This is a genomic window from Telluribacter sp., from assembly GCF_035998675.1.
GTDB lineage: Bacteria > Bacteroidota > Bacteroidia > Cytophagales > Spirosomataceae > Telluribacter.
In genome coordinates, this window is the sequence record NZ_DASYHI010000019.1 from 339,736 (window position 1) to 361,716 (window position 21,981).

General features: G+C 51.8%; 26 protein-coding genes and 1 pseudogene. 13 read left to right on the forward strand and 14 right to left on the reverse strand.

The window, feature by feature from the left end:
• Positions 1-65: 65 nt before the first annotated feature.
• The 5 genes from VGN67_RS13735 to gatC all read left to right on the forward strand — a co-directional run bounded on the left by VGN67_RS13735 (position 66) and on the right by gatC (position 2,153).
• Complete coding sequence (locus VGN67_RS13735) at positions 66-920, forward strand: SPFH domain-containing protein (protein ID WP_327487418.1); 855 nt, start codon at positions 66-68, stop codon at positions 918-920.
• A 1-nt stretch (position 921) separates the two neighbouring features.
• Positions 922-1,086, forward strand: a complete 165-nt coding sequence (locus VGN67_RS13740; protein ID WP_327487420.1) for an Arc family DNA-binding protein — start codon at positions 922-924, stop codon at positions 1,084-1,086.
• A gap of 100 nt (positions 1,087-1,186) precedes the next feature.
• Positions 1,187-1,426: a DUF433 domain-containing protein gene (locus VGN67_RS13745; protein ID WP_327487421.1), complete on the forward strand. Its 240-nt coding sequence runs from the start codon at positions 1,187-1,189 to the stop codon at positions 1,424-1,426.
• Positions 1,426-1,806 (forward strand): DUF5615 family PIN-like protein, encoded by a 381-nt coding sequence (locus VGN67_RS13750; RefSeq protein WP_327487422.1) that lies wholly within the window; start codon positions 1,426-1,428, stop codon positions 1,804-1,806. The genes VGN67_RS13745 and VGN67_RS13750 overlap by 1 nt, the downstream gene beginning before the upstream one ends.
• Before the next feature lie 59 nt (positions 1,807-1,865).
• Positions 1,866-2,153 carry an Asp-tRNA(Asn)/Glu-tRNA(Gln) amidotransferase subunit GatC gene (gene gatC, locus VGN67_RS13755; protein WP_327487423.1) on the forward strand — a complete coding sequence of 96 codons (288 nt, stop codon included), beginning with the start codon at positions 1,866-1,868 and terminating at the stop codon, positions 2,151-2,153.
• A 34-nt stretch (positions 2,154-2,187) separates the two neighbouring features.
• On the opposite strand, the gene VGN67_RS13760 is transcribed toward gatC, so the two are convergent.
• The 3 genes from VGN67_RS13760 to ruvX form a co-directional block, all read right to left on the reverse strand.
• Entirely contained in the window at positions 2,188-2,997 is an 810-nt protein-coding gene (locus tag VGN67_RS13760) for an amidohydrolase (protein WP_327487424.1), read from the reverse strand.
• Between the two features lie 100 nt (positions 2,998-3,097).
• Positions 3,098-3,676 carry a peptide deformylase gene (gene def, locus VGN67_RS13765; RefSeq protein ID WP_327487425.1) on the reverse strand — a complete coding sequence of 193 codons (579 nt, stop codon included), beginning with the start codon at positions 3,674-3,676 and terminating at the stop codon, positions 3,098-3,100.
• A 47-nt stretch (positions 3,677-3,723) separates the two neighbouring features.
• Complete coding sequence (gene ruvX, locus VGN67_RS13770) at positions 3,724-4,137, reverse strand: Holliday junction resolvase RuvX (protein ID WP_327487426.1); 414 nt, start codon at positions 4,135-4,137, stop codon at positions 3,724-3,726.
• Between the two features lie 398 nt (positions 4,138-4,535).
• Between ruvX and VGN67_RS13775 the strand changes: the two genes are divergently transcribed.
• The 8 genes from VGN67_RS13775 to VGN67_RS13810 all read left to right on the forward strand — a co-directional run bounded on the left by VGN67_RS13775 (position 4,536) and on the right by VGN67_RS13810 (position 13,057).
• On the forward strand, positions 4,536-4,733 hold the full coding sequence (locus VGN67_RS13775) for a type II toxin-antitoxin system RelE/ParE family toxin (RefSeq protein ID WP_327487427.1): 198 nt from the start codon (positions 4,536-4,538) through the stop codon (positions 4,731-4,733).
• Between the two features lie 2 nt (positions 4,734-4,735).
• Positions 4,736-5,035, forward strand: coding sequence for a helix-turn-helix transcriptional regulator (locus VGN67_RS13780; protein ID WP_327487428.1), 300 nt, complete (start codon positions 4,736-4,738; stop codon positions 5,033-5,035).
• A 165-nt stretch (positions 5,036-5,200) separates the two neighbouring features.
• A complete protein-coding gene (gene recJ / locus VGN67_RS13785) occupies positions 5,201-6,910 on the forward strand; it encodes a single-stranded-DNA-specific exonuclease RecJ (RefSeq protein ID WP_327487429.1) in 1,710 nt (569 codons plus the stop codon).
• A 15-nt stretch (positions 6,911-6,925) separates the two neighbouring features.
• Entirely contained in the window at positions 6,926-7,474 is a 549-nt protein-coding gene (locus tag VGN67_RS13790; protein ID WP_327487430.1) for a GNAT family N-acetyltransferase, read from the forward strand.
• Complete coding sequence (gene lptB / locus VGN67_RS13795; protein ID WP_327487431.1) at positions 7,474-8,205, forward strand: LPS export ABC transporter ATP-binding protein; 732 nt, start codon at positions 7,474-7,476, stop codon at positions 8,203-8,205. Before VGN67_RS13790 ends, lptB begins: the two co-directional genes overlap by 1 nt.
• Before the next feature lie 193 nt (positions 8,206-8,398).
• Positions 8,399-9,499, forward strand: a complete 1,101-nt coding sequence (locus VGN67_RS13800; protein WP_327487432.1) for a sensor histidine kinase — start codon at positions 8,399-8,401, stop codon at positions 9,497-9,499.
• Positions 9,496-10,308, forward strand: coding sequence for a LytTR family DNA-binding domain-containing protein (locus VGN67_RS13805; protein ID WP_327487433.1), 813 nt, complete (start codon positions 9,496-9,498; stop codon positions 10,306-10,308). The genes VGN67_RS13800 and VGN67_RS13805 overlap by 4 nt, the downstream gene beginning before the upstream one ends.
• Positions 10,309-10,438: 130 nt before the next feature.
• Positions 10,439-13,057: a TonB-dependent receptor domain-containing protein gene (locus VGN67_RS13810; RefSeq protein WP_414717320.1), complete on the forward strand. Its 2,619-nt coding sequence runs from the start codon at positions 10,439-10,441 to the stop codon at positions 13,055-13,057.
• Between the two features lie 163 nt (positions 13,058-13,220).
• Here the strand turns inward: VGN67_RS13810 and VGN67_RS13815 are convergent, their stop codons facing one another.
• The 11 genes and pseudogenes from VGN67_RS13815 to VGN67_RS13865 all read right to left on the reverse strand — a co-directional run bounded on the left by VGN67_RS13815 (position 13,221) and on the right by VGN67_RS13865 (position 21,931).
• On the reverse strand, positions 13,221-13,382 hold the full coding sequence (locus VGN67_RS13815; RefSeq protein WP_327487434.1) for a hypothetical protein: 162 nt from the start codon (positions 13,380-13,382) through the stop codon (positions 13,221-13,223).
• Positions 13,383-13,464: 82 nt separating this feature from the next.
• Positions 13,465-14,574 (reverse strand): PepSY-associated TM helix domain-containing protein, encoded by a 1,110-nt coding sequence (locus VGN67_RS13820; protein ID WP_327487435.1) that lies wholly within the window; start codon positions 14,572-14,574, stop codon positions 13,465-13,467.
• Positions 14,575-14,580: 6 nt separating this feature from the next.
• A complete protein-coding gene (locus VGN67_RS13825) occupies positions 14,581-16,962 on the reverse strand; it encodes a TonB-dependent receptor (RefSeq protein WP_327487437.1) in 2,382 nt (793 codons plus the stop codon).
• A 221-nt stretch (positions 16,963-17,183) separates the two neighbouring features.
• The gene (locus VGN67_RS13830) at positions 17,184-17,891 is read right to left on the reverse strand and encodes a hypothetical protein (protein WP_327487438.1); all 708 of its coding nucleotides are present in this window, start codon (positions 17,889-17,891) and stop codon (positions 17,184-17,186) included.
• An 86-nt stretch (positions 17,892-17,977) separates the two neighbouring features.
• Complete coding sequence (gene recO / locus VGN67_RS13835) at positions 17,978-18,679, reverse strand: DNA repair protein RecO (RefSeq protein ID WP_327487439.1); 702 nt, start codon at positions 18,677-18,679, stop codon at positions 17,978-17,980.
• An 86-nt stretch (positions 18,680-18,765) separates the two neighbouring features.
• Entirely contained in the window at positions 18,766-19,377 is a 612-nt protein-coding gene (locus VGN67_RS13840; RefSeq protein ID WP_327487440.1) for a protein-tyrosine-phosphatase, read from the reverse strand.
• A gap of 50 nt (positions 19,378-19,427) precedes the next feature.
• Positions 19,428-19,928, reverse strand: coding sequence for an arsenic resistance N-acetyltransferase ArsN2 (gene arsN2 / locus VGN67_RS13845; protein WP_327487505.1), 501 nt, complete (start codon positions 19,926-19,928; stop codon positions 19,428-19,430).
• Between the two features lie 9 nt (positions 19,929-19,937).
• Positions 19,938-20,759 (reverse strand): annotated as a pseudogene (locus tag VGN67_RS13850) (arsenite methyltransferase); the annotation flags it as partial.
• 71 nt (positions 20,760-20,830) lie between these two features.
• A complete protein-coding gene (locus VGN67_RS13855) occupies positions 20,831-21,157 on the reverse strand; it encodes a metalloregulator ArsR/SmtB family transcription factor (RefSeq protein ID WP_327487441.1) in 327 nt (108 codons plus the stop codon).
• 94 nt (positions 21,158-21,251) lie between these two features.
• Positions 21,252-21,659, reverse strand: a complete 408-nt coding sequence (locus VGN67_RS13860; RefSeq protein ID WP_327487442.1) for a putative toxin-antitoxin system toxin component, PIN family — start codon at positions 21,657-21,659, stop codon at positions 21,252-21,254.
• Positions 21,656-21,931: a hypothetical protein gene (locus VGN67_RS13865; RefSeq protein ID WP_327487443.1), complete on the reverse strand. Its 276-nt coding sequence runs from the start codon at positions 21,929-21,931 to the stop codon at positions 21,656-21,658. The genes VGN67_RS13860 and VGN67_RS13865 overlap by 4 nt, the downstream gene beginning before the upstream one ends.
• Positions 21,932-21,981: the final 50 nt, after the last annotated feature.

Here is a 21,981-nt window from a genome sequence, read left to right on the forward strand (position 1 = left end):
ACAGTAGATTCCAGCCTAAAAAACTTCTATCATTGTGATATCAATTTACTATCATTTCTACGACGATGAATGAAAAAGAACTACGCTCGCTTTCCGGCTATGTGCTCTTTGCCATAGGCCTCCTGTTGCTGCTTGGTGGTGTACCTCTGGTTGTGGCCGGACAACCATCCTTCGGCGTACCGATAATCATCATTGGTATTATTATCCTGATTGGTTTGTCGGTCATTAACCCCAACGAAGCCATCGTGACTACCTTCTTCGGTGACTACATGGGTACCATGCGCCAGAACGGCCTCCGGTGGGTGAATCCACTGTTTCGCCGGAAGAAAATAAGCCTGCGGGCCCGTAACCTGAACGGTCAGAAACTAAAAGTAAACGACAAGCTCGGCAACCCCATCGAGATAGCCGCCGTGGTAGTGTGGCGCGTAGGCGATACGGCCAAGGCTTCTTTTGAGGTCGATGACTACGTACGGTTCGTAGAGATTCAGTCCGAAGCGGCCGTACGGCACCTGGCGGGCGCTTACGCTTACGATATTATGGACGAAGAGCAGCTGGAGGAAGTAACCCTGCGCGACAGCACCGGCCTGATCAACGCGATGCTGGAAGGCGAACTTACCGAGCGCCTCAGCCGGGCCGGTATTGACGTATTGGAAGCCCGCATCAGCCACCTGGCCTACGCTCCCGAAATAGCCGGGGCCATGCTGCAGCGTCAGCAGGCGTCAGCCGTGGTAGCCGCCCGCCGCCAGATTGTGGACGGCGCCGTGGGTATGGTGGATATGGCCCTGGCCCAGCTCTCCGAAAAAGGCATTGTACACCTGGACGAGGAGCGAAAAGCCGCCATGGTCAGCAACCTGCTGGTAGTACTGTGTAGTGATAAAGCGGCGGCCCCCATCGTGAACGCCGGTACCCTGTATCCCTGATATGGCCGAAAAAAAAGCTTTTGTATTGCGCGTGAGTCCGGAGATGCTCAAAGAGCTGGAAAAGTGGGCGCAGGAAGACTTCCGCAGCGTCAACGGACAGATTGAGTACCTGCTGAGCGAAGCCTTAAAAAAGCGCAAACGTGCGGGCGGGAAGGGGAAGGAATGAGATTTGTATTAACCTCTGTATCTATCTTACAAATGTTGGCGGGTACAGAGGTTAGTACTTGTTCACAGCTTTTTATATTTTTGCTAAAAGCATCTGCCGTATGAAAACTCAGTTTGAATACATAACCGCCGACCCGGCTATTTTGGGCGGTAAACCTATTATCAAAGGTACCCGAATTAGTGTACAGCTTGTTCTGGAATGGATTGCTAATGGTTCTTCGGTTGAACAAATTTGCCAAGAGTTTCCGCATCTGAAGCCCGAAGCGGTTCGGGAGGCCATTTTGTTTGCCGCCGCTTTGTCTAAAAACTCCGGCTTTATGGATATTGAACTAGCTGCCTGATGCTACTGAAAGAGTATCCGTTTATTACTGACGAGAACATTCCCCCTCTTGTTGTCAGTTTCCTCAGGAGTATTAGTATTGATGTATTTGACATAAAAGAAGAAGGTATGGCCTCTACCCCGGATACTTCTATTATTGAGTTGGCCATAGAAAAAGCAAGGATCATCCTGACTCAGGACAGTGATTTTGGCACCTTATTTTTTAGGGAAAACATTCAGCCCATAGGCATTGTTTACATACGTCCCGGGCATGTTCGCTCGACTGATTTAATAAAAATACTGACCATACTTCTGGATAAAGAACTGGATGTTAAAATACCTTTTATCATTGTGGCAGAGCTTTTTCCTGAAAAAGTAAAAATACGGGTACGCGAAATATAGACAGGTGGCTTACCTACAACTCCCTATCTTTGTCCTGATAAACCTATAGAATCCCCAAAATGAAAATAGATCACGAGACCTTACATAAAATAGCGCACCTGGCGCGGCTGGAAGTGAAGCCCGAGGAAGAAGAAGCCCTGCTGGCCAGTATGGAAAACGTACTGACCTGGATGGAGCAGCTCAACGAGCTGGATACCGAAGGCGTGGAGCCGCTGACCCACGTGACGGGTGAAGTCAATAACTGGCGCGAGGATGTGGGGCAAAACCGACTGACGCGGGAAGAGGCCCTGGCCAACGCACCCAGTCAGGATGGTACTTACATTAAAGTACCTAAGGTGATAGAATAAGTACTTGTCCCTGTTAAAATATAGCCCGCCTGTACTATCGGGCGGGTTTTTCTGTTTGTAGCTCAAAAGAATCGGCATCCAGGTAAGCCGGGAACTTCTCGCGGTAGGTCACTAGTGGAGCCTTTTCAATATTAACTACTTTGGCGGCCTCGGCTTCGCCCAGATCAGTGATGGGTTCGCCCAGAAAATCTATCAATTGCGAGCCACCAAGGTGTTCAATACCGTTTCCGTCCGCTCCTACCCGATTTACCCCGGCTACGTAGCACTGATTTTCGATGGCGCGGGCGCGCAACAGCGTATGCCAGGCGTAGGTGCGGCGGGCGGGCCAGTTGGCGACGTACAGCAGCAGGTCGTAAGGTGCCGCCTGACTATTCCGGCTCCACACCGGAAAGCGCAGGTCGTAGCACACCAGCGGACAAATACGCCAGCCTTTCCACTCCACCACCAGCCGCTGGGTACCCGCGGTATAGGTATCGTGCTCCTGCCCCATCCGGAACAGGTGCCGCTTGTCGTAGGCCTGGTAGGTACCGTCGGGCCGCACACACAGCAGGCGGTTATAGTACTTTCCTTCTTCCTTTACGGCAAAGCTACCTACTACCAAAGCTCCGGTCTTGGCGGCCATCTGCTTCATCCAGCGTGTGGTAGTCACGTTCATGGCCTCGGCTACCCGGGCGGCATTCATGGAAAAACCAGTACTGAACATTTCGGGCAACACAAGTACGTCGGCTGGCTCGGACAGGGCCGCGATCTGTTCTTCCAGCATGGCCAGGTTGGCGGTGGTATCTTCCCAGTACAGGTTGGCCTGCAGTAAGGCTACGGCCAGGTTTTCGGCTGATTCAGGCATAAAAAAGGGAAAAAGGAGGAAATCAGGAAAGTATAGCGGCTCTGCGAAACTCCGCTACTCCCTTTCCTCCGCGTTCAAACAAGTTTCTTACAACAAGTACCTACCGGCGGTTCGGAAAGCGCATGCGGTAGTCTACGTCCACGTTTCCTTTGGCTATGTCGTTCAGTTTCTTTTTAAGGAGCTGCTTCTTCAGGGCCGGCATATAGTCGGTGAAGAGCTTACCCTGCAGGTGGTCGTACTCGTGCTGGATTATACGCGCAGCAGTACCATTATATTCCTCCTCATGTTCATTCCAGTCAAGGTCGCGGTAGCGGATCTTTAACCGCTCGGGACGGTATACATCACCCCGGATACCGGGTATGCTCAGGCAGCCTTCTTCAAAGGGCCATTCGTCGCCGTCTTCCTCCAGAATCTGAGGGTTGATGAACACTTTCTTGAATCCTTCCAGGGAAGCATCTTTGTCCTCTTCGTCTTCGCCTTCGTTAAAGGGGGTACCATCTACTACAAATATCCGGATATTGAGTCCTACCTGCGGGGCGGCCAGTCCGACGCCGGAGGCTGAGTACATGGTTTCGTACATATCCTCCGACAGCTTCTTCAGATCCAGTTCGTTTTTTTCGATAGGGCGGGTTATTTTACGCAGAATAGGATCTCCGTAAGCTACTATGGGGTAAATCATTGAATTAGGTATTAGTAATTAGCTCTTAGTTTTTAGTTTTTTCTACGCTACCGTCGGCTCTCCATGTAGGACTGCAAAATAATGGTAGCGCTTACCTTGTCAATATTTCCTTTTATGCGGCGGTCGCTCTTCTTGGTTCCCCCGGCAATCATGGACTGCAGGGCCATGGAGGAAGTAAAGCGCTCGTCGTGGGTATAAACGGGAATATCCGGAAAGCTGTTCTGCAACCGTTTTATAAACGCCTGTACCAAAGGCGTATTGTTGGTATCGGTATTATCAAGTCGCCGTGGCATACCTACTACGAAGGCTTCTATCGGCTCCTGCTGCGTGTACTTTTTGAGAAAATCCAGCAAATCATGCGTCCGCACCGTATCCAGCGCCGTGGCAATGATCTGCAGCGGATCAGTGACGGCAATACCGGTACGTTTGGTACCATAATCAATGGCCAGGAGTCGGGGCATGGAAATCGACTAAGTTAAAAAAGGTTAAACACCCCGCAAAGATAAAACCTTTCGCGTAGCTTTCCCGCTGGCATTCGGTATCTTGCTCGTCAGGGTAGCTTATAATTACTGGCTGGCTGGATTTACTGCCCTTCCCCGATACGCGGAACGTTTGGCCTGTGCTTCTCGTTGCGGCTGTATGGTAGGTAAATTAGATACGTAACATACTTCATCCTATAATCTAATAGTGAAAATGCTTTGTGAAAGTTATCCTTTAAGATAACTTTGTGTATGATAAGACAAATCATCTTCCACGGAGATTATTTCCTGGACTTCTACAAAAGCCTTGACGGGAAATTCAGTACGTACTGGAATTGATAAGGCAGATTGAACGGGTGCCGGTAAAGTTTCTTTCTCCTATGAGCGGATACGAAGGCCTGTATGAGGTGAGGGTAGAATACCAGTCGAACATTTACAGAATTTTCTGCTGTTTTGACGAAGGAAAGCTGGTGGTGCTGTTCAACGGATTTCAGAAGAAGACCCAGAAAACACCCAAGGAGGAAATTGAGAAAGCAGTACGACTAAAAAACGAGTATTTTAGACTTAAAGGAAAATAGCTATGACTGATTATAAAGGAATTAAGACCTTCGATGACCTGATAGAAAGGGAGCACAGCAAGATAGGTACTGAAAATCGTAATAAGTATGAAGAAAATGCCCAAATGTTTATAGTGGGTGAGATGCTGAAGGAGGCCAGAAGAGAAGCCAAACTAACCCAGGAACAACTGGCGGAAAAAGCAGGAACTAAAAAGAGCTATATCTCACGTATAGAAAATGCGAGAGGCGATATCCAGCTCTCCACTCTGATACGAATCTTTGAGAAGGGCTTAAATAAGAAAATAGGCCTGACCTTTCTTTAATTAGTCTTTCTTACCAATAATAAAATATAACTATCCTCTGGGTTGACTGTTTTTTTGTACCTACCCCATAGCCCCCTAACCCGCCCCAGCGCACAGGAGTAGAGTAGATGGCTGTAACTTCGTATTTTTGAGAGAGAGACAGGCAATTCCGCTATCTTTGCAGGTATGAATGAAAAACGTTGGATAGTACGAGCCGCGCTTACCCCCGAACAAGACAAGACCGCCCATGACTTAGCGCAGGCGATCAGCACAACTTCATTTTTGTCCGCACTCCTCGTTCAGCGGGGTATTACTGATTTTGAATCGGCCCGGGATTTCTTCCGGCCTGAGCTCTCGCACCTGCACGACCCTTTCCTGATGCAGGATATGGAGGTAGCCGTGGAGCGGCTGTGCGAAGCCATGGCCAACGGGGAGAAGATACTCGTCTACGGCGATTACGACGTAGACGGTACCACTTCGGTAGCTTTATTCTACGGTTTTCTTAGAAAAATATACGACAAGCTCGACTACTATATTCCCGACCGCTACTCGGAAGGATACGGCGTATCGTGGCAAAGCATCGACTGGGCCGAGGCCAACGGCTTTACACTGATCGTAACGCTCGACTGCGGCATCAAGTCTATCGACAAAGTAACGGAGGCTAAAAAGCGTGGCATTGACTTCATTATCTGCGATCACCACCGCCCTGGCTCTGAACTTCCTCCGGCCGTAGCCGTACTGGACCCTAAGCGTGAAGACTGCAAGTACCCCTACAAAGAACTCACCGGCTGTGGCGTTGGCTTTAAGCTGCTCCACGCTTTCTGCCTGCACAACGGCCAGGAACTTGACCTGCTGTATGAATACCTTGATCTGCTGGTAGTGAGTATAGCCGCCGATATAGTACCCATTACGGGTGAAAACCGGGTACTGGCCTACTACGGTCTGCAACGGCTCAACGACACGCCCTGCACCGGTATCAAGGCCCTGATCCAGATAGCGGGCTTCACCACGGCCCTGGATATTACCAAAGTAGTGTTCGGACTGGGACCGCGCATTAACGCCGCCGGGCGCATCAAGCACGCCAAAGAAGCTGTCCGGTTATTGCTCTGTGACGACGAAGATGAGGCTACTGCCTTTGCCTTTGAAATAAACAAACATAATACCGAGCGACGCACCTTCGATACCAGCATCACCGAAGAAGCCCTCAGCATGATTCAGCAGGATGGGTGGCTGTCACAGGCCAAAAGTACAGTACTCTTTAAGCAGGACTGGCACAAGGGAGTCGTGGGTATTGTGGCCAGCCGCTGCATTGAGCACTTCCACCGCCCTACCATTATCCTGACCCACTCCAACGGCAAAGCTACCGGCTCGGCCCGCTCGGTACCGGGTTTTGATGTATACGAAGCCATCGAAGAGTGCGCCGACCTGCTCGAGCAGTTTGGGGGGCATACCTTCGCGGCGGGTCTTACGCTGCCGGTTGAGAATGTGGAGGCATTCCGGCTCAAATTTGAAGAAATCGTAACGAGCCGTATCCTGCCCGAGCAACTGGTCCCCATGATTGAGATTGACCTCGAGCTGCAACTGGAAGCTATCAACTGGAAGTTCTACAACGTCCTGCGCCAGATGGGCCCCTTTGGTCCGGGTAATATGCTACCGGTATTTGTTTCGCACGAGGTACAGGTGGCCGGTCGCCCTACCATCATGAAGAGCAAGCATATTAAGTTTGAGGTGTATCAGGGCGATTCTCCGGCTTTTACAGTGATTGGGTTCAGTATGGCGCACCTGTACCCCGACCTCATGAGCGGGAAACCGTTTTCTATCTGTTACCAGCTCGAAGAAAACAACTTTCGTGGCAATAAGTCGTTACAGTTGGGGTTGAAAGATGTGAAGTTTTAAGGGCAAAAAGTTTACATGCAAACACAAGCCACTACCGCAGTACGACTAGAAAAAATCAGCGTTCAGGAGGCTGATGCTCTTTCTGCACTTTGTCTGCGACTTTACCCCCAGTTTTACCTGTACCTCTGGTACGATGCGGGCGAATGGTACCAGCGCACCCGCTACAACCCTGAACAGCTACGTACCGAACTTTCTGACCCGGCTTCGGAGTTTTACTGGATATACCAGTCTGAGGAAGGCTTGCCCGTTGGTTACCTGAAAATCAATCTTAAAGCCCGGCCCGCCGAAAGCACTGAGCTAACGGATAACGGACTGGAGCTGGAACGAATATACCTGTTAAAAGAAGCCACCGGAACCGGCTTGGGCGCTCAGGTACTGGCGTGGGTAGCAGAGCGGGCCGCCGCGCTTCGGCGGGACTATGTGTACCTGTACACCATGGATAGTAGCCAGGCTATCCGGTTTTATGAGAAATACGGCTACCGGAAGGCGGGTGTGAAGCGGCTCCCTTTTGAACAGATGAAACCCGAGTACCGGGGTATGTACCTCATGATAAAAGAACTCTGATGATCCTTAGGACCGAAAACCTGATCAAGAAATATGGCTCCCGTCTGGTCAACGACCAGGTGAGCTACTCGGTGGAGCAGGGCGAAATTGTAGGGCTGCTGGGACCAAACGGAGCCGGCAAGACCACCTCTTTTTATATGGCCGTAGGGCTGGTAAAGCCCAACAGCGGAAAGGTATACCTCGATGATATTGATATTACCAACCTGCCCATGTACAAGCGGGCCCGGCTGGGACTGGGGTACCTGGCCCAGGAGGCGTCGGTTTTCCGGCAGTTGACGGTGGAGGAAAATATTATGGCGGTATTGGAAATGACTAATCTTTCCAAGGCCGACCGGAAGGAAAAGGTGGAAGCCCTGATGGAAGAATTCAGCCTGCACCACGTACGCAAAAGCAAAGGTATGGTACTATCCGGTGGAGAGCGCCGCCGTACCGAAATAGCCCGAGCCTTGGCGGTAGACCCCAAGTTTATCCTGCTCGACGAACCTTTTGCGGGGGTAGACCCCATTGCCGTAGAGGATATTCAGAGTATTGTAGCCAGGCTCAAGCACCGCAACATCGGTATCCTCATCACCGACCATAACGTAAACGAAACCCTCTCCATCACCGACCGGGCTTATCTGCTCTTTGAGGGAAAAATCCTGAAGCAAGGCTCCGCCGAGGAACTGGCTGCCGACGAGCAGGTACGCCGGGTATACCTGGGGCAGCACTTTGAGCTGAAGCGGAAGATATAGGTACTTATCCCTGTGCATAAGTACCTACTCTACTCCCATTTCTCCTCTACTTCTCTCCGAATAGCCCTTCCGACATAGATTTTATCCATTGAGCGGGTATAAATCGGTACTCTGCAGGATTTAATGGATTAGAACCAGTGGCTCCGGCCATCTTTGTGGCCGGACTATACTGCCGGTCCTTCTCCCATTGCTCATGAAATTAACTACCGACTACCGGCTTTCGCTCCGTCAAATCTGGACTTTTACTCTTAGTTTGACGGTTATATACTACCCTATCCTGCTGTATGTATACCTGCCCGAGCTATCCTGGGCCCTGCTACGGAAGGCCTCCCCATTTATCCTCGGACAGGGTATCCTAACAACTCTATCCTATTTCTGCTGGATTTACTTCACGGAGTGGATCCTCCAGCGCCTGTCGGAGCGATATGGAGAGGAGGTACTGGTAGAGTTTAAATTCTCCTCTCAACTACTCATACTGGCCGGAGCGGTGGGGGCAGCCATACTCATTAGTCTGTTCTACCAGGGTCTGTTTTCCCTCGCCATGCTTTACATTACACCTCCCAGTGGTGCCGAAAGATGGCGACCTGACCCTGTGTTTGGGGAGTACCTGGCACGGTCACAAAATGGCTTTACCGTCATTATTATGTTATCTATCTTCTATGTAGCCGCTAACCGCCGGGCCAACCGACGGCTAAAGGACATTCAGGTACAGACGGAGCGCTACCAGAAGGAAGCCGCCCTGGCGCAGTTTGCGGCCTTGAAAGACCAGGTTAGCCCGCACTTCCTCTTTAATAGTCTGAGTATTCTTTCGTCCCTGGTACACGTAGATGCTGACCTGTCGGAGCAGTTTATTGATAAGTTGTCGAAAGCCTACCGCTACATTCTCGAGCAGAAAGACAACGACCGGGTATCTCTGAGGACGGAGCTTGATTTCATCCGTTCCTACACATTCCTGCTCAAAATCCGCTTTGAGGAGAGCTTCGAGGTCTACATGGAGGTACCGGACGCGGTGGCTCAGCAGTACTACATCCCGCCCATGACGCTACAGCTACTGGTAGAAAACGCCGTGAAGCATAACCGGATGACGCCGGAGCAGCCTCTGTTCGTACAGATTCAGGTAGAAGATGACTACCTGGTAGTTAAAAACCCACTTCAGCCGCGCGAGCAGATGAGCCATTCGACAGGTATTGGCTTAAAGAACATTATTAACCGGTACCAGCAGTTTACAACCCGCCCCGTCCGGATCGAAGAAGAGGAAAGTACCTTTATCGTTAAAATTCCGCTACTCTCATGAATGTAGTTATCCTGGAAGATGAGCGGCTGACGGCCCAGCGACTGGAAAGTCTGCTCAAGAAGTACGACCCTGCCATCAAGGTAGTGGTCACGCTGCCCTCCGTAGAAAAAGCCGTGGACTGGTTTCTTCAGCAGGAAGAGTCCGAACAGGCGGTACCGGTAGATCTGGTGTTTATGGATATACATTTGCAGGATGGGCTGGCTTTTCGGGTTATAGAACAGGTCAGGCTAACGAAGCCCATTATTTTCACCACCGCCTTTGACGAGTACCTGCTACAGGCCTTTAAAGTCAATAGCATCGACTACCTGCTCAAACCACTCAACTACGAGGAGCTGGCCGCGGCCATAGATAAGTTCAAGTCCCTTCGGCAGCAGTACAACCCGGTTGCAGCCGAGCCGGCTGCTCCACCGGCCCCGGCTCCCGATCTGGATGCCCTGCTGCGTATGCTGGCGCCTCCCAAAGAAGCCACCTACAAGGAGCGGTTCATGGTCACGGTCGGGCCTAAGATATGGAGCGTCGAGACGAATGAAATTGCCTACTTCTTCCTGGACGAGCGCATTCCTTTCCTGGTAACAAAGGCGGGAACCAACCTGCCCGTAGAGTACAGCCTGGACAAGCTGACTCAACTCCTGGATCCGAAGCAGTACTTCCGGGTGAACCGACAGTGCCTGGTATCCTTACCCGCCATCCGTTCTATTACCGCCTACTCGGCCGGAAAGCTCAAGCTGGAACTGGAGCCCAAACCGCGCTTTGAAGTATTTGTGAGTGGGGACCGCATAACTGATTTTAAAGAGTGGCTGGGCAAATAATTATGCTCCCGGTTCCGACATTTAGCCAGCAATAGCCGGAATTCAGACCCTAAAATCCGGCACTCCGCAACATTCGTTGGGCTGACCAAGCCAGGGTTGAGAACTTTGTGACATACAAAAAAACAATGTCATGAACACATCGACCTTTTCTTCGCGCCTCAGCCAACGGATAGCCCGTTCGTTCTTCTTTCTTTTCTTCGTAGGAAGTACGCTGGTAGCCCAGGCCCAGCTCCCCATGATGGGGACAGGTACCACTCAGCCCAAAGCACTACCCGGCACCGCCGGGGCCGAAGCTCCCAAAGGAACGGCCAAAATGACGGGACAGGTAGTGGATGCTACCGATGCCAAACCGGTTGAATACGCCTCCATCGCCCTGTATGATCTGGCCACTAACAAAGCCATCGACGGTACCGTAGCTGACGAGAAGGGTAAATTCTCTCTACAAAAGCTCCCGGCTGGTACGTACAACCTGCTGATCACATTTGTTGGTTTTGAAAATACTACCATAAATACCCTCACCCTGGCCGATGGACAGAACCTGGAACTGGGAGCCATCAAGCTGAACTCTAGCGTAAAGCAACTGGATGAGGTAACCGTAACGGGACAGGCCGCGCTGATCGAAGAAAAGGTAGACCGGCTGGTGTTCAATGCCGAAAAAGATATTACGTCCAAAGGTGGAGATGCCGCGGATGTACTGCGTAAAGTACCCTTGCTGACGGTGGATCTGGACGGAAACGTGTCGATACGTGGTAGTCAGAATATACGGGTACTCATTAACAACAAGCCTTCCACCATCGTAGCCAGCAGCGTAGCCGATGCCCTGAAGCAGATACCCGCCGATCAGATTAAAACCGTAGAGGTCATCACCAGCCCCTCCGCTAAGTACGATGCCGAAGGTACGGGTGGTATCATTAATATCATCACGAAGAAAAACAGTCTACAGGGCCTGAACCTGAATGTTGACTCTGGGGTAGGTAACCGCGGCTCTATGCTGGGCCTGAATGGTAACTACCGCAAGGGCAAGATTGGCTTTAACCTGGGTGGTATGGGACGTATGAGCTACAACACTCCTACCCTGTACAGCCTCGAACAAACCAGCTTTGCCAACGGCATACCTACTCTTACCCGTCAAAATGGCGCGGGAAATTCTTCCGGTATGTACGCTAACTACAGCCTGGGTTTCGACTATGACCTGGCTCCCAACCAGAGCCTGACGGCCGGTGTTCGTTTCGGAGCACGTAACATGCTCAACCAGCAGAACCTCACTACCCAGCTATACTCGAATGGTATTCTGGATGCCACTTCGACCCGTACGGTAGATGTCAAGAACCTGTCAGGTACCCTGGATGCCAACCTGGACTACCTTCGTACCTTCAAGCCCGGTCAGGAGTGGAGCATCTCGACGCTATACAGCCGCAACAACCTGACTAACAACTTTGACGCTGATTTATTGGGAGACGCCAATGAGCTGACGGGTCGCCAGCAGAACCTGAATAAGAACCTGAACCAGGAGATTACCATACAGACCGACTACCAGACACCCATTAAGAGCAACCAGCAATTTGAAATCGGCGCCAAAGGAATTATTCGCCAGGTAAACAGCGATTACCGCTACCTGATAGAGGGGCCGACCGGAAGTTTTGTGACGGAGACCAATGGTACTTCGGGTGCTCTTCTGTACAACCAGAACATCGCGGCGGCTTATAGCTCCTACACCTATACGACCAAGAACCGCTACACCTTCAAAGGAGGACTACGTTACGAGCATACATTTATCGACGCCAGTACCCGCGAAGGAGGTAACCTGGACGTAGGCAACTACGGCGTACTGGTACCTAGCCTCAATGCATCCAAAACAATCAGTGGTACCACCGTGAAGCTAGGCTACAACCGCCGGATCCAGCGACCGGGTCTGCAGCAGCTCAACCCGAACTTCAACGCAGCTAACCCACAGAACATCACGATTGGTAATCCGTCCCTGAGCCCTGAACTGACTAACAACTTTGAACTGGGCCTGAGCCGCACCATCAAGAAGACATTCATCAATGCTACCTTTTTCGGCCGCTCGACCAACAACGCCATTACGCAGGTGAGTCAGGCTTCGGATACGCTGGTGGGGGCTATCGTTACTACCTATCAGAACATCGGCCGTCAACATGCCTACGGCACCAATATATTCGCTAATGTAGCCGTGACTTCTAAGATCAACATTGGTTTGTTCCTAAACAGCCACTACACCAGCCTGACGGGTCAGCGGTCCGGCGATCCGGCTATGGGCTTGGACGGAGCATCTGCCACGATCACTAACACGGGCTTCACCGTAGGAGGAGGAAGCTTTGCTTCGGCTCAGTTTGGAAACGGCTGGGGGGCACAGGCCTTCGGGTTCATGCAGGGTTCGCAGGTACAGCTACAGGGACGCCAGGGAGGCTTTGGCTTCTACTCGCTGGGTGTGAAGAAAGACTTTGCTAACAAGAAGGGCAGCCTGGGCTTAGCCGCCGAAAACTTCCTTAGCAACCGGTTTAACATTAACTCAACGCTCAACTCGGCTCAGTTCTCGCAGGTAAGTAATACCTACCTGTACAACCGGGGTGTCCGGATGACTTTCACCTACAAGCTCGGTAAGATGACTGTCAGTCCTGTTCGCAAAAAGACCAAGTCGGTCAGTAATGACGATGTTAAAAGTGACGGTGGTACCCAAACACAGCAGCCAGGTGGTGCTCCCGCTGGCCCAGGAGGATCTCCCAGATAATAATTACCAAGATGGGCGAGGTGTAGGAATATAGAACACTGATCGCTTCCAATGCCTCGCTCAGCCTTTTATTATGCGGTATAAAAAAGCAAAAGAGCGGGTGGCCGAAATAATCTGCCACCCGCTCTTTTGCGAATATCTTTGATAAAGGTACTGAAGGCTCCTAGTCGTCCTTCTTGGGGCACTTTTTGCAGTACTTCCCTTTTTTCTTGTAGTTTTTACAGCACTTCTTCAGCGCGCAACACTCATTCTCCACCAGCGACAACGACCAGGGCTTCTCCTCCCCTACATTGGCTACCACATCACAACCCTGGAAGTAGTTCATGTTCAATTGACTAAATATTTATGCAAAATTAAGCTTATTTAGAATCAGTCCAAATGATTTACAGAATTTATTTTGACTCTTTCTAAACAACCGTTTCTACCCCGACTTTGTTCGCCACGGCTCTCCGGTTAAGTACCTTGGACGATCGGCGCTTCCAGAACCAGATGAGAAAGCCGCTGATGGGTAGTACCAGCGCCATCAGACCGGTACAGAAAGCCAATACTTTACCGCCCAGCCCCCAGATGCGGCCCGTATGAATCTCAAAATCCGACTTCCAGAACCTCTCCCAGCCCGACTGCTCCGTATACCGATTAGCCACTAGTAGCTCTCCCGAATACTGGTCAAAGCCAAAGGTACTTTCCTTGCGCAGGCTGCTGGTGGCGTAGCGAATCATGATGCGGAGCAGGTCAGTACTGTCTTTGGCGGGCGTGACCCGAATGCTCTCGTACGCTTCGCCTTTCCACACGCTGTGCAGGGCTGCATCGGCCAGGCGTTCGGGACGAGCCACCGGACCTACCACCGATTTCACCTCGTCCTTAGAGGCCTTGTGGGATGCAATGCTCAGGCCGGTAATAGCCATCAGGAGCAGCAGAGGTACGGCGTACATGCCGCCCACGGAGTGAATCTTGTAGTTGTATACTTTCTTGTTGCCGCAATTTCGGATAGTAAAATACTTCTGCCACTGGTTCAGCCGGCGGGGTACCCACAGCACCAGTCCCGTCAGCAGCATCAGGACAAATACCCACGTATTCCAGTAGATAATCTTCTTGCCCACCTCACCCAGCAGCAGCGTCCGGTGCAGGCTCAGTACCGTCAGCAGCCAGTCATCCTCGGTACTACGAACGGCGATGACACGCGCATCATACGGATTCAGTGTAAGAAGCTGCTTGTCTTTGGTGTAGACGTTGATGGCTTTTTCAGGATTACCAAAGAAGCGAATCTGGCTGATTTTTACTTCCGGTTTCAGCCGGTTGAGTAAGGCAACTACCTGCTCTACCGTAGCACGCGGCACGTCTGCCCGCAGAACGTCTGCCCGGGCCTCCACGTACAGGTACTCCCGCTGCGTAGCGTAGCGGATTTCTTCCTCAAAGGCCCATATACAGCCCGTCATGGCTACCACCACCAGGATGAGCCCTGACAGGAGTCCTAACCAAAGATGTACCGGTGCTACCAGCTTCCTTAGCTGCTTCATTGGCTGTTAGAATTTATAAGAAACAGTGAACATACCTCTGCGGCCGGGAGCTTTGATGTAGTCGGCATTACGGGCGGCCCAGAGCGAAATAGTCGGGTAATAATCGGTATTCAGCAGGTTTTCCACGCCCAGCGACAAGGTTGTTTTGGGGTTAATGTTGTACGAGCCGTTAAAATTGACCAGCGTGAAGCTCTCCACCGGACCGCGACCGTAGGTATACAGGCCGTTGGTACCGGGCTCAAAGCGGTCGCGGTTGCCGGAAATGAGCGCGTTGACGTTCAGGACCAGCGCCGGGAGGGGTTGGATACGTACGTACACGGTAGTTTTGGGAGCCATGATGCGGTCGCCGCCCAGGTAGGTTTCATAAGTACCATCGTTATTGGCATCGGTCTGGCCTTCCACGAAGCTGTACGAACCGCCCAGCGTCAGGTACTTCGTAGGTGACACATCAGCGGATACCTCATACCCCCACACCTTCTCGGGAGCCCGTACTATTTCAAATACGCCGCTGGACTGCTGACGGAAAGAAGCCCCCAGTTGCGAGAAGCTCTGGTAGTAGGCGACGTCGTAGTGGAAGTACCGCGAGATGGTACCCGACACACCCGCTTCGTAGTTATTGACAATGACCGGTTCGGTTTTCAGGTCGGCAATGATGCTCGTCTGCGCGGTACGCAGGATGCGCCCCAGCTCGTTGATCGAAAACGCCTGCGAAAAGCTCACGAACGGCTGGAATGCTTCCAGACCAGAATAGCGCAGACCGACATTACCTACGAAAGCACTATAATTTAACTCGCCTCCACCCACGAAGATACCTCCATCGTAGCTGTTGCGGGCGGCGTTGTAGGTTTTAAGGGTAGAAAAGTCCGATACATTTACGTTGATATTCTCAAAACGCGCACCGGCTTTCAGAATCAGGTTCCGGAAGAGATCCAGCTTGAGCTGCGCGTAGGGAGCCAGATTGGTCATGTTCATGTTGGGCGTCCAGAAACGGCCGTCCTGTAGCTTCTGGGCGGTCTGGTCGTTGAGCAGGTCGGCCCCGTACAGTAGCTCGCCCGTCAGGTTTCGGGTTAGCGTCAGGGGCGTGTTCAGGTTCAGGCGAATGCCTTTTTTATCAGAAACGATATTTGATTGTCCGCCGCCCTCAAAGAATTGGGCCTCGTAGCCGTACACGGTGCGAAAACTCTGGGCGTAAGCCACTACTTCCAGGCCGGTACCACCCACCAGCCGGTCAAAACTGTAGCGCAAGGTGGCGTTATGGTTGTAGGGGGTGCCCTGCGGCGTACCCGGAACTGCGTCCGACGTAGGAATACCGATGGTCGGCGTTTGGCCGTACTTACCCACCTGCTCCACGTACTGCAGGTCCGACTTCGCCGCGAAGTAGTTATACATGGCCTCTACCCGCTGCTTGCTGTTGATGGTATAGCCCAGCTTACCCAATACATTATAATTGTTCATTTGCCCTGTATTATAAAAAGGCGAAACAGCCACGCCGTTGGCGTCACGCATGAGGCCGCTGCGCTCGTAAGTACCGTTGAATACGTAGTCAAACTTGTCGCTCCGGCCCGAGAACTGCTGGCTCAGCCGGTAGCCCATCGTTTCGGCGTTGTTAGGGGTCAGGCCACTCGTCAGACCTACCCACGTTTGTCCGGCCAGGGGCTGGTTGGTGTCGGGGCGCTTGGTAATGTAGTTGATAATTCCGCCGTCGGCGCCGTTGCCGTAGATAGAAGTAGCTCCCTTGATAACTTCAATGCGCTCAATGGCCGAGGGGTCAATGGTGCGGAGGTCGCGGCCCCCGTTGCGGAGCGGCGTGGACTGCGGAACGCCGTCGACCAGTACCAGTACCTGGCGGCCGCGCAGAGTCTGGCCAGTGTTGGAGCTACGGCCGGTGGCTACGGCCAGGCCGGGTACGGTGTACTGCAGTACATTGGTAATGTCAGCATTCATGGCTATCTGCTCCTGTATTTGCCGACGTCCCACGATGGTCATGGCCGAGGGTACTTCCTGCACGCTCTCGGGCTTGCGGCTGGCCGTTACAACTATCTCGCTCAGTTGCTCAATGGTAGAAGGCATCGCAACTTCCAGGCTGCTGGCTTGCCCGCCGTTTACAAGTACCTGACGCTCTATGGCGCCGAAGCCTACCGCTGTAAACAACAGGGTATAGGTACCTGCTTCCAGATTACTAAGTATAAATTCGCCGTTCTCGTCGGTTATAGTACCTGCTTTAGTATTTTTCAACGATACCGACACCATAGAAACCGGCTGTCCATCCGTAGAAGTTACTTTTCCTTTAATACTTCCGGGTATGGACTGGGCCCGGGCAGGTGATAGCCGTAATACAGCTACGGCTACCAGTAAGAACAGTGGCAAAATGTAGGTAAACTTTTTCATCTATATCTTCAATTAATTAGACTAATTATAAATAATGGCACAAACCTACACTCTCTTCGCTTACAGCGCAAGAAAAAACTAAATTATTTTGAATAATTCTAAATAAGGAATGTTAGTGTTCCTATTAACCAGTACCTTCGGATTGCTTACCAGCCCATCTACCATAAAAAAAGCCCGGAGAACGCTCCCCGGGCTAACTTTGCGGTTATTCTTGTAGTACCTTACTTACTGTCTACCTTCTCCCACACCTCGTGGATAGGCGCTCCGGCGCTGCTTTTGCCGGAGTGGTCCCAGCGACCATCTTTCAGGTCCCAGTTGAAGCTTAGGTTAGCGCCTACGCGGTTATTGTCGCGGGAAAAGAACTGGATGCGCTCGGTATATTTTCCATCTTTAACGTCATACGTACCACCACCCGTACCATAGAAACCTTTTACCGCCGGGTCAATGGCAGCCCACTGGAAACGGGTACCTGATAGTATCTTTAAGGTCTTCCGGGTACCGGTCTGATGAATTTTGGACATGCCTCCCTGGTCATTGGCGCGCTCAGTAATGTGCCAGGTACCGGCCATAGGTACATTCTGCGCATCGTCCACAATGGTGTACACCCAGGCCTCTTTCCCCCGCAGCGTCAGAACGCTGTCTTTTCGCTCAATGGTATACACAATAGGTACCCCAATGGCCGCCGTGTCGGTAGTGTTGAATTCGGGCGTGTAGGTCATCTGGTTACCACTCATGGTAAAAGGTCCCCCTTCGGTCCGGTCAAAGTACCTGTTCAGGGGGTTATAGGATGAGCTCATGAGGTAGTTATCCGCAATAATGAGCATGACTGTACTGTTGTTTTGGGCCAGGGCCTTCCAGGCTCCCTTAATAGACTGGGCCGAGGCGGTTAGTCCTAATGATACCAGCAGAGTAGTTAATAGGTGTTTCATGAGCTATAAGTGATTTAGGAAAATTTCATCTGTCAAACCTAAAGAACCATTCCACACCCAGGTTGTTTGCCGGGTTACCCATTAGCCTACCGAAGTACCTCGCGCAGTACCTCCATGGACCGTATTTCGCCCAGGGTATCCATGTGTATTTTATAAAAGAAAAGAATCATTTCCAGCAGGGAAGCGCGGCGCGGGCGGTCCAGCGGTACGGGCGTACCGTAGGGAGCCACGAGCAGGGTCATGATGGCTTCGCGCTGTTCCTGGTCGGGGCGGTGCGGGTACAGATTGGCCGACAGCTCATCATCTAGGTCTTTGGTAGATTCCAGACCAAAGCCCAGAAAAAACGCCAGCTGCAGCAGGAACTGAATGTGGAAGTTCTCGTAGCCCCGCTCGGCCTCTTCCAGGAACAGGATAGACTCTTCCAGAAACTGAAACAGCCGCTCGTTGTTTTCCTCCTCGCGGAGGGTCTTGCCCAGTATCTCCGTCACGAACAAGGCCAGACTGGACTTCACGACATCGAAAGGCAAACTACGGAATGGTACCCGCGTCTTGATTTCTGAAATACGGTGCAGACTCCCCTCGGCCCGGTTGTCTTTGTGGTACACTACCAAATCCAGCAGCGTCAGCGGCTGAAACAGCGCAATCCGGTTAGACTTGGACCGACTGCTCCTGACGCTGTTCACGATGTAGCTCTGAATCCCAAAGGCTTCGGTGTAGATCTTCGCGATAATGGAAGTTTCCCGATAACGAATGTAGCTCAGGGCAATGCCTCGGGTTTTGTGGAGCATAGGTAGCTGATTGGTCAGGTACAAAAATAGTAAATCCTCCCCACAAGTAGGGAGGATTTACAGCTACACCTTCACCGCTAACAGCGCTATTTCTTCACCTCCGAAAACACGTACATCATTTCCGTAGCAATTTGCCGGCAACGCTCATCGTAGGTCGCGGCTTCGGCCGGACTACCGTCGGCCTCCTTGGGGTCGGTGTAGGTAATGGAAAAGCGGCGCTCGGCGCCGGGGATAAAGGGGCAGTTTTCCTCGGCCTGGCTGCACGTCATGATGGCCGCAAAGCCCGCCGTCGGATTTGGCTCCTGGTCGTATACCTTAGAGAAAGCCACCACCGGCGGCTGTTCCCCAGCGTACACAAGGTGGTACACCGGGTTATCGCCTTCGGTGGTTTGGGCTATTTGCAAACCCGCCCGCTCGAAAGCGGCAATGGTACGGGGGTTACAGGCGGTGGTTTCGGTACCGCCGGAAAAAGTGGTTACTCCGGCTACACCGTAGTACACCGCCGCTACTTGCGCCCACACCTGCCCCAGGTGGCTCCGGCGGGAGTTATGGGTACAGATGTAGGTCAGCCGTACCGGCTCCTCTCTGGCTACTTTCTCTTTAACATATTCGGTAAGTTTATCCAGCAACGGGCGGCGTTCGGCCGGAATGCTGTTGAAATTGAGGCTACTAAGATAGCTTTGTACAGAAGGATACATACGAAAAAAAGTAAAAGAAAGGGACCGAAAACCGGCCCCATCAGGTCAGATTAGCAGCAACCGGTACTCGGCGAGCAGCAGGAGTTCTGTACCTCCGACAACTTTACCTTGGGTTTTTCGATTCGGCGGTGCATCACTAGGGCCGTGCCGGGACATAGCCCGCTAAACTGCTGGGTAGCCAGGATAGCCGCTGGCACTTCCGTCCGCTCTACCCGAGCATAGCCCTGCTTTTCAAAGTACTGGTCAGCGGTGGTGGTAATCAGGTATACGTCCTTGATGCCGCTGAGCTTCGCCTGTTTGAGCAGGTCATTGGTAAGGCGGCGGGCTATGTGGAAGTTGCGAAAGTCCTTGTGTACTACCACCGAGCGCAGCAGGGCATCAGTACCGTATACTTCCAGACCGGCTATCCCCACCAGAGTACCGTTGGCGCGGGCCAGCAGGAAGTGAGGTAGCTCAGGGTTGAGGTCTTCGGCGGGCAGATTTTCGGCCCGTAGCAGGCTTACTACTTCAGGTAAGTCCCGAGCCGTGGCTGTTCCTATTTCCAATTCCACTTCCTGCGGCAGGCTGGGCTTTTCGGCGTAGACCGTAATGCTTTCGATACCGGCCGCGCCCGCCCGAAAAGCGGCTATCTCCTCCGCCGAAAGGTACTTTTGCAGAATGTCGTCTGGCAGGTAAACGGGCTTTTGCTTCTGTAAGTTAATATTTTCAAAACCCGCTTCTTTAATCAGGTCCAGGTACTCGTCTTTGGCAATGGCCCCGGACACGCAGCCCGCGTATAGTTCGGCCGCCTCCCGCAGGTGCTCCGGCAGCTCGCCCAGCAGTACGATATCCGAAATACTGAAATGACCGCCCGGCTTTAAGACCCGGACTATCTCGGCAAATACATTCCGTTTGTTGGGCACCAGGTTCAGGACGCAGTTGCTCACCACTACGTCGGCCACGTTATCATTCACCGGCATGGCCTCGATATCGCCCTGCCGGAACTCGACGTTGTGGTACCCCAGCTTTTCGGCGTTGGTACGGGCCCGCTGAATCATCGCTTCCGTAAAGTCAATCCCGATGACCTTTCCCTCCGCGCCGGTTTCGTGGCGGGCCACAAAGCAGTCGTTACCCGCTCCGGAACCCAGGTCTATCACGACGTCGCCGGATTTAATCCGGGCAAATTGTGTAGGCAGGCCGCAACCCAGGCCCAGGTCGGCTTCAGCTACGTAGCCGTCGAAGGGGGTGTAGTCGTCGGCCATAATCTTGCAAACATCCTGCGATACCGGTCCAGCTCCGCAGCAGGAAGCGGCGTTCAGCGCGGGGTCTTGCCCGGCAATTTCGGCGTACTTCTGGCGTACGATTTCTTTCAGGGCCTGGTCGTTGTTGGTAGTGTTGTTCATGGCTAATAGATGTTTTGGATAGTTAATAGATAATTTTATTGTAATATTACGATGATTATGGGTAAAATTTTTTAGCAGTATCCGGCTGCTACGTACTTGTCAAACACGCCACCGAATGCCTGCCGGGCTTCTTCCCACACCGCCTCGTTGATACAGTAGCATACCCGGGGCGGATTAATACTACCGTGAATAATACCGATGCGCTTCAGCTCTTTCAGGTGCTGCGATACTGTCGCCTGCGAAAGCGGAAGCTCGTCAACCAAATCCCCGCAGATGCAGGTCCGCTTCTCCGCCAGCAACCGCAGAATAGCCACCCGCGCCGGATGCGCAAAGGCTTTGGCCAGCTCGGCTATCCGGTTGTCTTCGGCGGTGAATTCTTCGGTCTTGGTCGCTCCCATTTCTGTACTCTTTCTCTATTGATGCTCCAAAGGTAACGGATATTTTTATTAATCGCAATATTACGATATATTTTTTTTAGCTAATTTTATGCTGCTACTTAGCTTTTAAAAATTCAGCCGGGGGCAAAATTTGAATTCCATAGTAGGTATTCATTTCTAAAAGATCAGGATCGCCTGTGATAAGGTAGCGGGCAGAGGCACTACGAGAGAGATTTAAAAACTTATCATCCTTTGGATCCCGACAATCCTGGGCTGCATGGATGACCTCGATTAACAGTGACCGCTCCTGGTAAGCATCAAAGAATTGAAGCCTTGTTTCAAGGTCAATGTATTTATCAAACTTGGACCGGTTCAGAACTTCAAAGAGTTCGGCCAGGGTTTCAATAGAAACAACAAGCAGACAATCGTTCGTAACTTTATCAAGCGCCTGCGCAGGAACGGAGTTAGGAAATATGGCAGCACTTACTAACAGGTTGGTATCGCAAACAACAACCTCTTTCATTCAGGGCTATTCAAAATATCATCGAGTAGCTCGGGAGTCAATCCGCTTTTTTCTGCCTGCCCGGCCAATTTATTTCGGGCCTCCCTCCATTTAGCATCTTTGGGGTTTTGAAGTTTAGCCAGATTCTCAAAGTAGTATCTGTCTTTGGGAATTCCAACGTTTTCTACGGGCAATACGATCACCTCTACCTGTTTTTGACGGTATTCATCGGGCACTTGAATGGTAATTTTACCCTCACTATCGGCTGTTGCAAAAGTTCGTAACGCGTTCATAACAATCTTTTTTACAAGATAACGAAAAATGGCATGTAGACCGCCAAATC

Bases quoted from the DNA above. Each gene is read 5' to 3' on its own strand.
- recJ (WP_327487429.1), top strand. From the start codon at position 5,201: ATGAATGAAAAACGTTGGATAGTACGAGCCGCGCTTACCCCCGAACAA.
- ruvX (WP_327487426.1), bottom strand. From the start codon at position 4,137: ATGCCCCGACTCCTGGCCATTGATTATGGTACCAAACGTACCGGTATT.
- VGN67_RS13800 (WP_327487432.1), top strand. From the start codon at position 8,399: ATGAAATTAACTACCGACTACCGGCTTTCGCTCCGTCAAATCTGGACT.
- VGN67_RS13745 (WP_327487421.1), top strand. From the start codon at position 1,187: ATGAAAACTCAGTTTGAATACATAACCGCCGACCCGGCTATTTTGGGC.
- VGN67_RS13780 (WP_327487428.1), top strand. From the start codon at position 4,736: ATGACTGATTATAAAGGAATTAAGACCTTCGATGACCTGATAGAAAGG.
- VGN67_RS13750 (WP_327487422.1), top strand. From the start codon at position 1,426: ATGCTACTGAAAGAGTATCCGTTTATTACTGACGAGAACATTCCCCCT.
- VGN67_RS13820 (WP_327487435.1), bottom strand. From the start codon at position 14,574: ATGAAGCAGCTAAGGAAGCTGGTAGCACCGGTACATCTTTGGTTAGGA.
- lptB (WP_327487431.1), top strand. From the start codon at position 7,474: ATGATCCTTAGGACCGAAAACCTGATCAAGAAATATGGCTCCCGTCTG.
- VGN67_RS13805 (WP_327487433.1), top strand. From the start codon at position 9,496: ATGAATGTAGTTATCCTGGAAGATGAGCGGCTGACGGCCCAGCGACTG.
- VGN67_RS13815 (WP_327487434.1), bottom strand. From the start codon at position 13,382: ATGAACTACTTCCAGGGTTGTGATGTGGTAGCCAATGTAGGGGAGGAG.
- VGN67_RS13855 (WP_327487441.1), bottom strand. From the start codon at position 21,157: ATGGGAGCGACCAAGACCGAAGAATTCACCGCCGAAGACAACCGGATA.
- VGN67_RS13810 (WP_414717320.1), top strand. From the start codon at position 10,439: ATGAACACATCGACCTTTTCTTCGCGCCTCAGCCAACGGATAGCCCGT.
- VGN67_RS13760 (WP_327487424.1), bottom strand. From the start codon at position 2,997: ATGCCTGAATCAGCCGAAAACCTGGCCGTAGCCTTACTGCAGGCCAAC.
- VGN67_RS13735 (WP_327487418.1), top strand. From the start codon at position 66: ATGAATGAAAAAGAACTACGCTCGCTTTCCGGCTATGTGCTCTTTGCC.
- VGN67_RS13830 (WP_327487438.1), bottom strand. From the start codon at position 17,891: ATGAAACACCTATTAACTACTCTGCTGGTATCATTAGGACTAACCGCC.
- VGN67_RS13860 (WP_327487442.1), bottom strand. From the start codon at position 21,659: ATGAAAGAGGTTGTTGTTTGCGATACCAACCTGTTAGTAAGTGCTGCC.
- def (WP_327487425.1), bottom strand. From the start codon at position 3,676: ATGATTTACCCCATAGTAGCTTACGGAGATCCTATTCTGCGTAAAATA.
- VGN67_RS13840 (WP_327487440.1), bottom strand. From the start codon at position 19,377: ATGTATCCTTCTGTACAAAGCTATCTTAGTAGCCTCAATTTCAACAGC.
- VGN67_RS13825 (WP_327487437.1), bottom strand. From the start codon at position 16,962: ATGAAAAAGTTTACCTACATTTTGCCACTGTTCTTACTGGTAGCCGTA.
- gatC (WP_327487423.1), top strand. From the start codon at position 1,866: ATGAAAATAGATCACGAGACCTTACATAAAATAGCGCACCTGGCGCGG.
- VGN67_RS13790 (WP_327487430.1), top strand. From the start codon at position 6,926: ATGCAAACACAAGCCACTACCGCAGTACGACTAGAAAAAATCAGCGTT.
- VGN67_RS13775 (WP_327487427.1), top strand. From the start codon at position 4,536: ATGAGCGGATACGAAGGCCTGTATGAGGTGAGGGTAGAATACCAGTCG.
- VGN67_RS13865 (WP_327487443.1), bottom strand. From the start codon at position 21,931: ATGAACGCGTTACGAACTTTTGCAACAGCCGATAGTGAGGGTAAAATT.
- VGN67_RS13740 (WP_327487420.1), top strand. From the start codon at position 922: ATGGCCGAAAAAAAAGCTTTTGTATTGCGCGTGAGTCCGGAGATGCTC.
- recO (WP_327487439.1), bottom strand. From the start codon at position 18,679: ATGCTCCACAAAACCCGAGGCATTGCCCTGAGCTACATTCGTTATCGG.